Origin of the sequence: Arenibacter sp. S6351L, assembly GCF_023016025.1 — a bacterium.
GTDB classification, from domain to species: Bacteria; Bacteroidota; Bacteroidia; order Flavobacteriales; family Flavobacteriaceae; genus Arenibacter; species Arenibacter algicola_B.
The window spans coordinates 102015-116405 of sequence record NZ_JALKBB010000020.1 but is presented as its reverse complement, the minus strand read 5'-3'; the positions used below and the strand labels follow the sequence as shown (position 1 = coordinate 116405).

Here is a 14391-nt window from a genome sequence, read left to right as displayed (position 1 = left end):
CCTAATTTTATACATAACAAAAAACCTGTGAAGTTAAATTCACAGGTCTAATATATATTCTTTAAAAACCGTCAACCTATTTTAGGACGACTCATACTACAGAGACTATTATTTATATACGGACTCCTTTTTAAAGTGTTTCGCCAACATATAATAAACTACTGCCCTGTGCTTACTCTTCACAGAACTACCGTATTTATCTGTCACGGTTTTGATAGCATCCATTAATTGCGGGCTATCTTTTAATCCAAGTTTTTTAATCAGGAAGTTATTTTTAACCGTTTGTAATTCTTTATCATCCGATCCGGACACTTTTGATGCATCCATGTTATATATCGATGGACCCAATCCGATGGTCACCTTCTTTAATAAATCCATATTAGGTGTTTCACCAAATTTGTCCTTGATGTCTGCAGCGTATTTTTCGATTAATTCATCTCTTTTGCTCATAATTATTAATATTCTTAATGATTAGATTAATATCCTTCTAAGATATGAAATCAAAATAACTAAGCAAAATATTGTCATTTAATATTCTTGGGGTTTTTATTTCCAGGATTTTTGGTTTTTCGGACTCTTTATAAAAATTACCCAAAGCCTTAATTAAATCGATTTTATTCGAAACGGACTCAAATTCAATGTTATACATGTCAGCTATAGATTGTATCTTAAGCTTATGCGTTGTCTCAAAAAAGGTGTTAAAATTGTCGGTTTCCTCTTTGCCCGGTAAGATCCTAAAAATGCCTCCGCCGCCATTATTGATAACTATTATTCTAAAATTAGGCTTAATATAATTATTCCATAAACCATTACTGTCATAGAGAAAACTCAAATCGCCCGTTATCAACAATGTGGGGTTGTTATCATAAATCGAAGCCCCGATAGCTGTTGAAGTGCTACCGTCTATACCACTGGTGCCTCTATTGCAAAAAACGCGGATAGAGGGCTCCAAATCGAATAATTGGGCATATCTAACAGTGGAACTGTTGGATAATTGTAGTTGATAATTACTTGGAATGCTTTCCAGGGCCTTATGGAATACCCACATGTCCGAAAATGGTATTTCCAGCAAGTACTGTTCTCTCCTTAACTTGTAATGATCTTTCCTTTTTGCCCAAAAGTCGTAATAGTCACTTTCTTGAACCGAGGTGTTTGCCAAAAGGTTCTTAAATAGTTCATTGGGACTTGTTTTAAAATGTTTTGATAGACAAAAAAAGGTATTGTACGCCTTTTTAGGATTTACATGCCAATGCATTAAGGGAGGATGATCCCTTAAAAATGCTTTTATTTTTTTGGAAACAATAAGTCCCCCAAACGTTAGGACAATTTCTGGCCGTAGCATTTTAAACAATTCTTCCTTATCAGCGGATTTCTCAATCGGAGCTATGATACTGTCTATACTGGGGAAAAAGTTGGGATGAAATAAGTTGGAGGTACATTCTGTCATTACCACGACCGTTGGATCTTTTGCAAGAATTTCCAAATACATTTGTTCTATCCCGTTAGGCGGATTTACACCCACCAACACCATTTTTCGGGAAGCATTTTGCCAGCTATGAACATATTCCTGCCATTCTTCCTGGCTATTTTCCCCTTGGTCCTTCAACAAACTAATTTGTGGCATAAGTGTGGATTCCTCCACTGTTTCATACAAAGGCTCTTCGAAAGGAATATTTATATGTACCGGAGCATTATTGGCAGAGGCTATATTTAAGGCCTTGTTAAGTATTTTGTCATTATACTTTTGAACCAGGGTTTGAGATTGGTCAACAGTATCTTCCGCCAATTGATCCGGGTCATATTTCCTAACTTTATGGGTTGAATGACCAACATCCAGCTTTAGGTTTGCAGAATGACCAATGTGCCTCTCAAACACATTTTCCTGCCTTATGGTTTGTCCGTCCCCAATATCCACTTTATAGGATGGCCTATCAGCAGATAGGACAATAAGGGGTATATCACTATAGAAAGCTTCCGCAATAGCTGGATAATAATTTAACAATGCGCTACCGGAGGTACACAAAACTACTGTAGGTTCCTTTAGTTGTTGTGCTATGCCCAAAGCAAAAAAGGCAGCGCAGCGTTCGTCCACGATACTAAAACAATTAAAATACGGATCTTCCGAAAAACTTATGGTCAAGGGCGCATTTCTAGACCCTGGAGAAATAATTATATTTCTTATGCCCCTTGCTTTGCAATGATAGACAACAGACTGTGCGGAGGGAATAGTGGAATATTTCATTATTACAAAAATACAACTCAGGTATTTCTAAAACCAATACAATGCTGCTTTTTGGTTTACTTTAAAACTATGTTTAACATGGTACTACTTTTATCCATTGTTTCTTGCCATTCCTCTTCGGGGACCGACCTACTGGTTATGCCACCACCAACATACACCCTGACCTTATTTTCCAATAGCTCCATACATCTTAAATTCACAAACAATGAGGTTTTGTTCTTTATGGTTCTATAGGCCTTATTTTCTTGATTTCTTCTGGATGACGTCCTGCTAATATCTTCCTTAAAATTTAATTCGCCCAAAAATCCGGTATAGAATTGTCTGTCATAATTCTCATTATTTAATATAAACTCCTTGGCCACCATTTTTGGTAGCCCGCAAACAGCGGGTGTTGGGTGTAGGGCACCTATAATTTCTTCAAGGCCTGAATTATTTATGTTCCCGGATACAGATGTTTTTATATGCCAAAGATTTCCCGCCCTTGTGGATAAGGCCTCAGATACCACTAGTGAAGAAACCTTGTCTTTTAGTGAATCGCGGATAAATTGAGTTACCATCCCCTGTTCTTCAAGTTCTTTTTCTTCCCAATTTGGTTCTTCCCCTACCCTATATAATTGAGTCCCTGCCAAGGACATAGTCCTAAATTTATTGTTCTGCGATTCTAGAAATATTTCGGGGGTTGCCCCCAACCATAAGCCAATTTTTGGGTGGAACCAGATATAACAAAAAGCTGTAAGGTATTGATTCAATAGGTCGTTGAACATTACAAAAGGTGTCTTGGAGGTCTCCACATCAATACTTCGGGAAAGAACTACTTTATTTATGGCGCCCGCAGCAATTTTATCTATGGCTTTTTTAATTGTTTCTAGGTAAAATTCCTTATCCGATTCTTGGTTGAATGACTCAATTGCATTACTCTCTAGATGTATTGGATTGGGCTCAAAACTTTCAACAAATACTTTCTCGTTTTTTATCAAAATTGCTGGACTATCCCCATCGAAAGGCGCAAAAACAAAGCCACTCTCGGTAAAGTCGTTCACATAATGTAATTCTTGGTCTTTTTGAAAAATCACCTTTACTTCTACCTCATTGGGTTTCCTATAGGCAACAAAGGGAAGATTTTTACGGAACTGCTCATTAATTTTATCCAAAAAACTTAAAGACATACTATTTTTTAGGTAAGGCAATGGTAGTAAGTTTGCAAATTGAAATTAGGTTCCCATCTTTATCCGTGACTTTAATATCCCAAATCTGTGTTGTACGACCTTTATGAATTACTTCAGCCCTGGCATAGACATCTCCTTCTCGAATACTCTTTACATGATTGGCAGAGATTTCCAAACCACGAACAAAAAATTCCTTTGTATCCAAAAAAATATGGGAAGCCACACTTCCTACACTTTCGGCCAATGCCACTGTTGCTCCTCCATGTAAAACCCCATCTGGTTGATGAACCTTTGAGGTAACAGGCATTTTTGCTACCAAATAATTCTCTCCCACATCAATATATTCTATATTCAAGGTTTCCATTAAGGTATCCTTGTTGGACTCATTACAAATCTTTAATATTTTCTCCTTGTATTCGTTCATGAATTATTTTTTTGTAAAATTAAGCATTAGAAATTCAACTATTGCCTTACTTTAACTGATATCTACAATTTATGGAATCACAGGAAAAACAAATATCATATCATTCAATGAACACATATAGTACCTTGAATACCTTAAACAAAAACACCAAGAATGTTTGGATAGTATTTCATGGAATTGGGTTTTTGAGCAGATATTTCATTAAAAATTTCAACGAATTACCAAAGGAAGAGAATTATATTATTGCTCCACAGGCACCGTCAAAGTATTATCTGAATAGGGATTATAGGCACGTTGGTGCCAGTTGGCTTACCAAAGAAAACACGGTTTTGGAAACGAAGAATGTTCTGAATTATATGGATAATATGTTTGCCGTTGAAAATATTCCAGGGGATTGCCAGTTAATTGTATTGGGATTTTCCCAAGGGGTTTCCATAGCCGCCCGTTGGGTGGCAAAAAGTAAAATCAATTTGGATCAATTGATATTATATGCCGGTGGTATTCCAGAAGAACTAACCCCAGACGATTTTAAATTTTTACTTGCCGGAAATGCCAAGATTAAAATGGTGTTGGGCAATAAGGATGAATTTATAACGGAAGCCCGTCTCATAAAAGAGACGAAAAAAATGGACTCACTATTTAGCGGAAAAGCTGAATTGATTAAATTTGATGGCGGACATGAAATAAGAAAGGATATTTTAATCAGTCTAATGGAATGAAAAGTTTTACCCCTATTCTGGAAAACGATTTTGTGAAATTGGCGCCACTCTCATTAAGCAACTACCATTATTTGCTGCCTATTGCCAGTCAGGAAAAACTCATTCAATTTTCCCCCTCGGATATTGAGACTCCCGAAGCTCTAAAAAAGTATGTGGAACAAGCTTTGGAGAAAGAAAGAATTTTTTTGGCCATGCCCTTCATCATCTATGATAAAAGGAGCAAAAAGTATGCGGGCAGTACCCGATATATGAACATAGACCGCAAAAATAAGGTATTGGAAATAGGTTCTACCTGGATAGGTAGGGAATTTCAAGGCACTGGTCTAAACGGGCAGGTAAAACTTCTAATGCTTAATTATGCTTTTAAGAATATGCATTTTGAAAAGGTCGAATTTAGAATTGATGAACGTAATGTCCGATCGCGCAAAGCAGTTGAAAAATTGGGGGCTAAATTGGAAGGCATTTTGCGCAAAAACGTTTACCTCCTTGATGGTTTTAAAAGGAATACCTGCTGCTATGGCATTTTAAATGAGGAATGGAGCTAATTACCGGGAAACCTTGGAAACAGGTTAAATATTTTCCTCGCACAATTGCATGGATGAAAAATTACGACTTGACTTCTTGTGCCGGTTCCTTTTCGTAATATTTTATTTTCCTTGTTTTATAGGTGTTGTCCGGGGTAATAATCTGTTTTATCCAATTGCCGGATTCATGGCTGTCATATTGATAGATATATTCTTGGACGCTTACAGACTTGCCATTGACTGTTTTTAAGGAGCTAAGCATCCCATTGGAATTGTAAGTGTAGGTGATGCTCCCAGAGGGAATAAATGTTTTTTGATCTTCGTTGTAAACAAACTTTATTTCCGATACCAATTTATTATCGCTATCATAGGTTTGTTCCAATGCCTTCTGTGGTTGCCCTTCCAAAAATTCTTTGGTGAGCACTACCTTTTGCACCGAATTGTCTTTGCCCTTTACTTTTGAAGTTCTTATGGATTTGAATATAATATCGTTCAAATAATAGGTTTCTGTAAGCTCACCTTTGTATACCTCATATTTTACAGCAGTTTCATCAATACCGCTGTCGTTGGTGCGTTTTATGGTGGAGAGTTTTCCATCATCTCCATAGCTGTACTCATACTGGTCCAGAAATTCCTTGTTGTACGAAATTATTTTTTCAGTAATTTTTTTACCTTCCGTGGTGTCCAATTCATAAAAATTGGCAATGGAGGTATTTTTTACAAATTCGCCATCCCTATAATTCTCTAACCGTTTTTCCAATAGATCCGATCCATCCAACCTATAATGGGTTATATCGTAATCCGTATCGTTGTAACGCGTAACGGCCTTTGTTAGGTAACCCTCTTCATTGAAATCATACTCTTCCTTTCCATAATCGGTAGCAACCAAACAGGATTTGACCGGACCGGTCAAATCAAAATCTTGAACCGTAAAAACCTTTATTTCTTGGGCAGAGAGATTGTTAAGGAAAGCAATGCTTAAAATAAAGAAAATACAATTGGGAAATTGAACTAAGTAGTTTTTCATCATATGCCAAAATTAGTCTTTAAAAAGTCATAATAAAAACAAAATAGAACATAACGAAACGTTCGCATAGCGTGTAATGGATTTTATTGACACTATTCAATACCTAATTTTCTGTAAAAAGATGCAGGAACTAAGGTAGTAAATAGAACATTTATGCTGAAATTAGAGTCAGTTGAAATTCTTGATTTAACTATTCTTTGATGTTTCCAAACTTTCGTTTCCGACCCCATTATATGCCGTAGACATCACATTTTTTTATCCCGCTCTTTAGTTTACCCCTTATTTTGGAAGTTTTCCAAGTTCTCTTTGGCTCTAAACTGTACGATCTTGGTAATTATGGGCCAAGGCATGGGTTGATTCAATGGAAATTGTACAGATCCCTTTCCTTGTTTATAGGGCGCCAAATCCCTTTCAAATTCCTTGTGGCCAGTTGGTGTTGCATAGAACCCAATATGATTTTTATAGGCCGCGAAATACACCAAAATACCGTAGTATTTATAAGCTGGCATCTTGTAACTTATCAACTCCTCCGCTTCCGGTGCAGCATTCTGGATGGTAGTTCGCAGTTCTTCCAAAACCTTCTGAACTTCAATAGGGAAGTTGGCGATATATTCCGTGACCTCTTGGGAGCGACTATTTGATTTTGTATCCAGCATAAAAATTTATTTAGATTTCAAATCAATATTTTAGTATCAAGTATATCATTTTCAATAAACTATGAATATAAATTAAAAGAGTTGATTACTTACAGAAATTAAAACTACTTCCACTTGGCATTCAAAACATAATACAAGTGAGTACTCTTGTGACCTAGGGGTTAAAGGTTTCCATTGTGTCTATAATTTCACAATATTTTCCTTATTTCAAATGTAAATGATATAGTTGGTAGCCTAAGGACATTTTTCAAAATACTTTTAAAAAGGCTGTTCAAGCCGTTTTTATGTAATAAGATAAACACACTAAAGCCCAACAAGGAAAAAAGGTATTGGTAGTACTGTTGCTGTTTTTTCCACACCAAAAATGGTGGTTGTAAAATTAGCCACTTTAATCATGTAATTGAGCTTGGCCCTATTTTATTGAGGTTGGCAGATTTATAATAATTTAGAATTATTTTATTATAACATACTGTATATTTGCTCCTTATAAAATGCCAAACACTAACCCTGGGCATTAAAGTTGTTGATTTTCCCATTGTAAAGAACAGGGGGGAGATTTTGACCGTTCCTGATTATTGGGTATGGGCCAGCTTTAATACTTTATGGTAGTTTGTTTAAAATCCGACCATGAAAAGCACTAAATTGAAATGCATTTTAATAGATGACTCCACTGTACAGCGGCGCGCCGTTGCCAAAATAATAAAGGAACATTCCAAACTGGATCTTATAAATGAATATGATAATGGCGTGGATGCCAAGAATGATATTGGCAGCAATGCTGTGGATTTAATATTTCTTGATATAGAAATGCCAGGTTTTAACGGGTTTGATTTTCTGGAATCCATGGAACACAAACCACAGGTGATCCTTGTCTCCGGTAACCCTGAATATGCTATGAAAGCGTTCGACTACGATGTTACGGACTATTTACAGAAACCTTTGGACAAAAAGCGTTTTGATCTTGCTATTAGAAAAGCTATACATAGATTTGATCTTCAAAATGCTGAAGAGATAGAGCCAGAGTATATTTACGTAAATAGTAATCTCAAGAAAACCAAGTTGTTTTTGAACGAGATTTTGTGGATCGAGGCTTATGGAGATTATGTAAAAGTGATCTCGTATGAGAAGAAAACTTTGATTCTCTCTACTATGAAGGCATTTGCAAAACAATTGCCAAAGGATAAATTTCTTAGAATCCATAAGTCCTATACCGTTAATCTAGAAAAAATCGAAAATTTTAACGGATCCACAGTGGAAATAAACGAACAGATTATTCCCTTGAGTAGGCATAAGAAAGAGGCTTTGATCAAAGCCTTGGTAGTTATAGAATAAATTGTGATCTACCTGAAAATAGCACTAAAATTACCTTCATATTTGATATTACGGCCTTAACAAGGTATAATTCCCTAGTTTTGTATAGGACCTGAAGAGGTATATATCTTTAGATATTATTTTTAATAAGTCTGAAGCTTAATAAAATATATATTTATTATTGAGCTGAAATATTTTTTATCTTTATCGGATAAATGAGTAAATTGTTTTCCATAACGCTTTCGCTATTATTGCTGTTCCAAAGTTTTAACTTGGATATGATAGACGTGGCCCAATTGGATGATTTTTTGATCCACGCCCAATTTCATAAGCAGAAATACGGAGATAATTTGTTTGTGTTTATTTCCAAACATTACGGAGAACTTAAAACCCAGCACGATTTGGAGCATAGGGAAGAACAGAAAGATCACGAAGAATTACCTTTCAATCATCAAACTTGTTCCCATTTCAGCGCTGCCTTCGTGTTGAGTGGAGCTGATTTTACCATTCCCAAAACACCACAACTAGCGGATACTTTGTCAAACTTTTTTTACCAAGAGTCTTACTGCCATATGGAAAATTCCGATATTTTCCAGCCTCCCAAGGTTGCATAATTCATCACTGATTTAAATCATTATTTAACAGGCCATTTAATTATAGCTTGTAATCTTTTTATCTATGAATTATGTTATCGAATATTATACTATTCAGTGTAAGGAATAAATTAATTGTTCTTTTACTCACTTTATTTATTATAGGTTTTGGATTGTATTCCTTAACGCAAATACCAATTGGTGCCGTTCCAGACGTTACCAACAATCAGGTCCAGGTTATTACCACCTCCCAAAATTTATCCACCCAAGATATGGAGCAATTTATAACCTATCCTGTGGAACTGGAAATGGCCAATTTGCCGGGGGTTATCGAAATTCGATCTGTGTCAAAATTCGGGCTTTCGGTGGTTACAATAGTCTTTGAAGACAAGATGGGAACATTTCTCCCCCGGCAGTTAATTTCTGAAAAACTAATTTCGGCATCAGAGAAGATTCCCGAGGGTTTCGGAACTCCACAAATGGGGCCGATTACCACTGGTCTGGGTGAAATTTATCAATACATTCTGGATACCAAGCCAGGTTATGAGGACAAGTATTCTGCCATGGACCTACGTACCATTCAGGATTGGGTGGTTAAGAGGCAACTTTCAGGAATCCCTGGTGTAGTGGAAGTAAATACTTGGGGTGGTTTTTTAAAGCAATATGAAGTGGCTATAAATACTCAAAAGTTGAATGCCATGAATGTTACTACCGCTGATATATTCACGGCTTTGGAGAAGAATAACAGTGTTTCCGGGGGTGGTTATATAGAAAAAGTGAATCAGGCATATTTTATAAGGGGTGAGGGTCTTATTTCTTCGATTAACGATATTGAAAATATTGTGGTTAAAACAGCCAATAATCTTCCTATTTATATAAGGGATGTGGCCAAGGTAGGTTTTGGCAGTGCAACCCGATTTGGGGCCATTACGGGCAATGGAGAAGGAGAAAAGGTTTTGGGACAGGTAATGATGCTTAAGGATGCCAATTCCAAAAAGGTTATTGATGCCGTTCATGAACGAATTGACGTTATTTCCAAATCCTTGCCCGAAGGAGTTTTTATCAATGGATTTTTGGATCGTAGCGAGCTTATTGGCAAAACAACTTTTACCGTTGCGGAAAACCTGATTCTAGGTTGCTTGATCGTTATTTTTGTAGTCGTCTTACTGCTTGGAAATCTACGATCCGGTTTGGTAGTAGCTTCGGTAATTCCTCTTTGCTTGCTATTCGCCCTCTCCCTAATGTATATTTTTGGGGTAGATGCCAACCTTATGAGCCTAGGGGCAATAGATTTTGGTATCATTATAGATGGAGCAGTTATTATTGTGGAGTTTATTGCCTTTCAAATAACTTCTAAGAAGGGAGAATTGCAATTGCTGGGGGCCGAGGCACAACAGGCCCTAAAAAATGAGATCACTTTTAATGGGGCTTCCAAAATGATGAACTCGGCCATCTTCGGGCAGCTGATCATACTCATCGTTTTTATCCCGATACTATCATTAAGTGGTGTAGAGGGCAAGATGTTTAAACCCATGGCGCTTACCTTTAGTTTTGCTTTAATTGGCGCCATGATCTTTTGTTTTACCTATGTTCCGGTGGCGGCCTCCATATTTATTAAACCCTCCACCTTGTCCCCAAAAAACATCTCGGTGCGGCTAATGGATTTTTTGAACAGATCCTATGATCCCATTATTCGTTGGGCTCTTGATAAGAAGAAATTGGTGTTAACTCTTTCTGTATTGCTATTGGGTGGTTCCATATTTCTTTTTACCACTATGGGCGGGGAGTTTGTACCCACATTGGACGAGGGGGATTTTGTAATACAGCCCGTTTTGAAGACAGGGACCTCCTTGAGCGAAACCATTGAAATTACGACCAAGATAGAACAGGTTCTTTTGGATAATTTTCCGGAGGTAAAACAGGTGGTTACTAGAATTGGAGCCGCAGAGGTTCCTACAGACCCCATGTCTATGGAAGAGAGTGATGTTATGATCATCCTCAAGTCCAAAAAGGATTGGGTTTCTGCGGAAAGCAAGGATGAACTGGCCGATAAATTCAAGGAGGCTTTGGAAGTGATTCCAGGAATGGGGGTAGAATTTACACAGCCCATAGAAATGCGCTTTAACGAGCTGATTACCGGAGTCCGTGCGGATATTGCCATTAAAGTTTTCGGGGAAGACCTGGAAATCTTGAACAATAAAGGAAATGAAATTAGAAACCTTATACAAAATGTGGAGGGTGCTGCAGACATAACGGTCGAGAAAATTGCTGGTCTTCCGCAAATGAACGTAAAATTTGATAGGGCAAAGATTGCTAGGTATGGTCTTAACATCGCGGATTTAAACAATCTTATTTCTATGGGGTTTGCCGGGACCAATCTAGGGAGTGTCTTTGAAGGGGAAAAGCGATTTGACCTTACGCTAAGGTTGGATCAAAAAAGTAGACAGGACATTTCCAATCTAAAGAATTTGTATGTGGACACCCCGAATGCTGGTAAGATTCCTTTGGGAGAGTTGGCCCAAATTTCCTATACCACTGGAGCGGCCAAAATCTCTAGGGACGATACTAAACGCAGGATCGTAGTGGGGATCAATGTTAGGAATAGGGACCTTCAATCGGTAGTGGATGACGTTCAAAAGCTGATAGAAACTAATGTAAAACTACCTACCGGCTACACCATCACTTATGGGGGGCAGTTCGAAAATTTACAAAGTGCCAAAGACCGCCTGAAAATTGCAGTGCCAGTGGCGTTGGTCCTTATTTTGATACTGCTCTATTTTGCATTTGGTTCCATAAGGGAGGCATTGATTATTTATTCGGCCATTCCTTTGGCGGCCGTTGGCGGAATACTTCTGTTGTTTGTCAGGGACATGCCATTTAGTATCTCTGCCGGAGTGGGTTTTATAGCCCTTTTCGGGATTGCCGTGCTTAATGGAATTGTTTTGATAGAACATTTTAAAGAATTAAAACATGAAGGTATGGAAGATTCGGACGAACTTATTATACAAGGATCAAAAGATCGGTTGAGGGCAGTATTGCTAACCGCATCCGCTGCCGCACTGGGATTCCTTCCTATGGCTATTTCCACTAACGTGGGCGCAGAGGTACAGAGACCACTTGCTACAGTGGTTATTGGAGGGCTTATTACCGCCACCATATTAACGTTGGTGGTATTGCCCATACTCTACTCTATTTTTCATTTGAAAGCAAGAAAAGAGACGGTCAACTCTAAGAGCAGTGTCAAGGTCCTAAGTTTGGCAATACTATTCTTCGTTGGTGTGAGTGGTGTTGAGGCACAGGAAGTGGGACTCAATTTTGATGAAATACATGCTTTGGCCTTAAGTAACAATTCCGGCCTAAGGGCATCAAAACTTAAGGTGGATGAATCCAAAGCACTTATAGGCAGTGCCTTCAATTTTGATAAGACAGACCTGTACTATCATTACGATCAAAATAACATCGCCTTCAACAATAAGCCCTTGGAGGTATTTGGCATACAACAGAACTTCCTTTTTCCAACCGTTTATTTTGCGGAAAAAGGGGTGAATAAGGCCAATTATCTTATTGAAACAAGTGGTTATGAGCGGAAAAAGAGAATCCTTGAACAGGAATTGGCTTCCAATTATCACGGATTGCAATACGCAAGGCAAAAGGAAAAGACCTATAGTGAACTAAACGCTTTGTATGAACGCTTTTCCTATTCCGCCCAACGCAGGTTTGAACTTGGAGAAAGTAATTATTTGGAAAAAATAACGGCTCAGGCCAAACAAAGGGAGCTACAGACACTTTACAAAAAAGCGGTTGAAGATGCCAACTTGGCGTATCAAGAACTCATTAAAACGGTGCAGCCAGATTCTACTCTTTTGGTTAGGACGATGCCTATGGAAAAACTTCAGATAACGGATGTGAATATTGAAAACAATGCGGGGATGTCGTTTTTTGAAAATAGAACAAAAATGTTCGAAGCCAAAAGTACTCTTGAGCAACAACATTTATTGCCGGATCTGAACTTCAATTATTTCCAAGGAACCAATTCCACTTTGGGAGAGAACCTTTATGGTTTTCAAGTGGGGATTAAGATTCCGTTATTTTTTAGTGGTAATGCCTCCAAAATTAAGGCAGCCAAAATAGCCAAGGAGGTTTCCCGGGCAGAAGCAGAGGATTATACGGTTCAGTTAAGGACTAAATACGAATCACTAAAGGGGCAATTAAAAAAGTATCAAGAGGTGCTTGCCTATTACGAGACGGAAGGTCAGGGTCTTGCTGATGAAATTATAAAAACCGCGACCCTCAGCTATCAGAGTGGGGAAATAGACTTTTTTCAATATATACAGAGCATGGAAAATGGGTATGATATTACCCTTACATATCTGGAGAATCTAAATGCCTATAATCAAACGGTCATTGCTATCAATTATTTAAACTTATAAAATAAATACTATGTCACGATTACTATATATAATTCCTGTAACAATTCTTTTTCTTCAAATGTCGGCTTGCGGGGATTCAAGCGAAAAAAATAACGGTACTGGCAATAGTGCGGAAAGTGAACTATCGGCCAATAAAATAAACATTTCTAAAGCCCAATTTAAAGGAGAGAACATGGAATTGGGTCGCCTTAGTCAACAAAACTTTCCTGTGGAGGTAGAGGTTACGGGAACCATAGACGTACCTCCCCAAAACAAAGCGATAGTAAGTGCCTTTGTTGGGGGCTATATAAAGAGAACACCTCTTTTGGTTGGAAATAAAGTAAGGAAAGGCCAGCCCCTACTTACATTGGAAAATCCCGAATTTGTTCAAATGCAACAGGATTATCAGGAAAGCTTTGAACAGCTTAGTTTTCTTAAATCAGAATTTGAACGTCAAAAAAGTCTTGTTGCCGAGCAGATAACTTCACAAAAGAATTTCTTGAAGGCAGAGAGCGAATACAAACGCAATCTTGCTAGATACAACGGATTACGACAAAAATTAAAAATGTTAAATATATCTCCCGAAAATGTTGAAAAGGGAATTTTGGCATCAGAGGCAACCATTTTTGCCCCAATAGATGGCAGTATAACCAAAGTGAATGTTAGTAAGGGTATGTATGTTTCCCCTGCCGATGAAATTATGGAAATAGTAAACACAGACCATATCCACTTGGAATTGTCCGTCTTTGAAAAGGATATTATGAATGTCAAAAAAGATCAAAAAATACGTTTTAAGATTTCGGAGGCTTCAGAGGAATATTATGACGCCGAGGTATATTTGGTGGGGACCTCCATTGATGCGGACAGTAGAACGGTAAAAGTACACGGGCACTTGCACGATGATGAAAACCACAATTTTGCCGTTGGTATGTTTGTGGAAGCAGCTATTATTACCTCTAATCAGAGCATTAATGCGTTGCCCAATGAGAGTTTTATTGTTCAGGATAATAACCAATTTGTTTTATCCTTGGTCTCGGAAGGGAATGAAGGATATGTTTTTGAGAACAAAGCTGTTGGTATAGGGGATAGCTATAATGGATATACCGCCATTACGGAAATGGGCGACTTAAAGGATAGCGATCAGGTTATTGTTAAAGGAGGATTTAATTTGCTGGGTGAGACTGGTGAAAGTGATTAGTATATAATAGTCAACCTTTTGAAAGTTGAAGTTTTATATCTCAATTAGCTATCTAAAACTTTAAAATACAAACCATGAAAACGAGCATGTTTATGTCCGTTTTCATGGTTTGGATTTTTTTT

At 37.7% G+C, this 14391-nt stretch carries 12 protein-coding genes; 6 read left to right on the top strand and 6 right to left on the bottom strand.

The features are described 5' to 3' along the window. Positions 1-108: 108 nt before the first annotated feature. From MWU82_RS16095 to MWU82_RS16080, 4 genes are read right to left on the bottom strand one after another with little or no spacing between them, the layout of a single operon-like run. Positions 109-450, bottom strand: coding sequence for a DUF2853 family protein (locus MWU82_RS16095; protein ID WP_215948308.1), 342 nt, complete (start codon positions 448-450; stop codon positions 109-111). A 37-nt stretch (positions 451-487) separates the two neighbouring features. Beyond that, entirely contained in the window at positions 488-2242 is a 1755-nt protein-coding gene (gene menD / locus MWU82_RS16090) for a 2-succinyl-5-enolpyruvyl-6-hydroxy-3-cyclohexene-1-carboxylic-acid synthase (protein WP_247097159.1), read from the bottom strand. A gap of 56 nt (positions 2243-2298) precedes the next feature. Next, positions 2299-3408 (bottom strand): chorismate-binding protein, encoded by a 1110-nt coding sequence (locus MWU82_RS16085; RefSeq protein WP_247097158.1) that lies wholly within the window; start codon positions 3406-3408, stop codon positions 2299-2301. Position 3409: 1 nt separating this feature from the next. Further along, complete coding sequence (locus MWU82_RS16080; protein ID WP_247097157.1) at positions 3410-3832, bottom strand: PaaI family thioesterase; 423 nt, start codon at positions 3830-3832, stop codon at positions 3410-3412. Between the two features lie 107 nt (positions 3833-3939). On the opposite strand from MWU82_RS16080, the gene MWU82_RS16075 reads away from it, so the two are divergent. Together MWU82_RS16075 and MWU82_RS16070 are read left to right on the top strand one after the other, a co-directional pair. Beyond that, a complete protein-coding gene (locus MWU82_RS16075; RefSeq protein ID WP_247097156.1) occupies positions 3940-4551 on the top strand; it encodes a serine hydrolase family protein in 612 nt (203 codons plus the stop codon). Then, positions 4548-5096 carry a GNAT family protein gene (locus MWU82_RS16070; RefSeq protein ID WP_247097155.1) on the top strand — a complete coding sequence of 183 codons (549 nt, stop codon included), beginning with the start codon at positions 4548-4550 and terminating at the stop codon, positions 5094-5096. Before MWU82_RS16075 ends, MWU82_RS16070 begins: the two co-directional genes overlap by 4 nt. 61 nt (positions 5097-5157) lie before the next feature. On the opposite strand, the gene MWU82_RS16065 is transcribed toward MWU82_RS16070, so the two are convergent. Together MWU82_RS16065 and MWU82_RS16060 are read right to left on the bottom strand one after the other, a co-directional pair. Next, positions 5158-6105: a hypothetical protein gene (locus MWU82_RS16065; RefSeq protein WP_247097154.1), complete on the bottom strand. Its 948-nt coding sequence runs from the start codon at positions 6103-6105 to the stop codon at positions 5158-5160. 269 nt (positions 6106-6374) lie between these two features. Next, positions 6375-6758 (bottom strand): DUF1801 domain-containing protein, encoded by a 384-nt coding sequence (locus MWU82_RS16060; RefSeq protein WP_247097153.1) that lies wholly within the window; start codon positions 6756-6758, stop codon positions 6375-6377. Between the two features lie 627 nt (positions 6759-7385). Here MWU82_RS16060 and MWU82_RS16055 point away from each other — a divergent pair. From MWU82_RS16055 to MWU82_RS16040, 4 genes are all read left to right on the top strand, one after another. Further along, positions 7386-8090, top strand: coding sequence for a LytTR family DNA-binding domain-containing protein (locus MWU82_RS16055; protein ID WP_247097152.1), 705 nt, complete (start codon positions 7386-7388; stop codon positions 8088-8090). A gap of 194 nt (positions 8091-8284) precedes the next feature. Next, a complete protein-coding gene (locus MWU82_RS16050) occupies positions 8285-8683 on the top strand; it encodes a hypothetical protein (protein WP_247097151.1) in 399 nt (132 codons plus the stop codon). A 71-nt stretch (positions 8684-8754) separates the two neighbouring features. Further along, positions 8755-13092 carry a CusA/CzcA family heavy metal efflux RND transporter gene (locus MWU82_RS16045; protein ID WP_247097150.1) on the top strand — a complete coding sequence of 1446 codons (4338 nt, stop codon included), beginning with the start codon at positions 8755-8757 and terminating at the stop codon, positions 13090-13092. A 10-nt stretch (positions 13093-13102) separates the two neighbouring features. After that, positions 13103-14269: an efflux RND transporter periplasmic adaptor subunit gene (locus MWU82_RS16040; RefSeq protein ID WP_247097149.1), complete on the top strand. Its 1167-nt coding sequence runs from the start codon at positions 13103-13105 to the stop codon at positions 14267-14269. The last annotated feature ends 122 nt before the right edge of the window (positions 14270-14391 follow it).

Excerpts from the sequence above, each read along its gene's own strand:
- MWU82_RS16040 (WP_247097149.1), top strand. The coding sequence starts at position 13,103 with ATGTCACGATTACTATATATAATTCCTGTAACAATTCTTTTTCTTCAA.
- MWU82_RS16075 (WP_247097156.1), top strand. The coding sequence starts at position 3,940 with ATGAACACATATAGTACCTTGAATACCTTAAACAAAAACACCAAGAAT.
- MWU82_RS16065 (WP_247097154.1), bottom strand. The coding sequence starts at position 6,105 with ATGATGAAAAACTACTTAGTTCAATTTCCCAATTGTATTTTCTTTATT.
- MWU82_RS16095 (WP_215948308.1), bottom strand. The coding sequence starts at position 450 with ATGAGCAAAAGAGATGAATTAATCGAAAAATACGCTGCAGACATCAAG.
- MWU82_RS16045 (WP_247097150.1), top strand. The coding sequence starts at position 8,755 with ATGTTATCGAATATTATACTATTCAGTGTAAGGAATAAATTAATTGTT.
- MWU82_RS16085 (WP_247097158.1), bottom strand. The coding sequence starts at position 3,408 with ATGTCTTTAAGTTTTTTGGATAAAATTAATGAGCAGTTCCGTAAAAAT.
- MWU82_RS16060 (WP_247097153.1), bottom strand. The coding sequence starts at position 6,758 with ATGCTGGATACAAAATCAAATAGTCGCTCCCAAGAGGTCACGGAATAT.
- menD (WP_247097159.1), bottom strand. The coding sequence starts at position 2,242 with ATGAAATATTCCACTATTCCCTCCGCACAGTCTGTTGTCTATCATTGC.
- MWU82_RS16070 (WP_247097155.1), top strand. The coding sequence starts at position 4,548 with ATGAAAAGTTTTACCCCTATTCTGGAAAACGATTTTGTGAAATTGGCG.
- MWU82_RS16080 (WP_247097157.1), bottom strand. The coding sequence starts at position 3,832 with ATGAACGAATACAAGGAGAAAATATTAAAGATTTGTAATGAGTCCAAC.
- MWU82_RS16050 (WP_247097151.1), top strand. The coding sequence starts at position 8,285 with ATGAGTAAATTGTTTTCCATAACGCTTTCGCTATTATTGCTGTTCCAA.
- MWU82_RS16055 (WP_247097152.1), top strand. The coding sequence starts at position 7,386 with ATGAAAAGCACTAAATTGAAATGCATTTTAATAGATGACTCCACTGTA.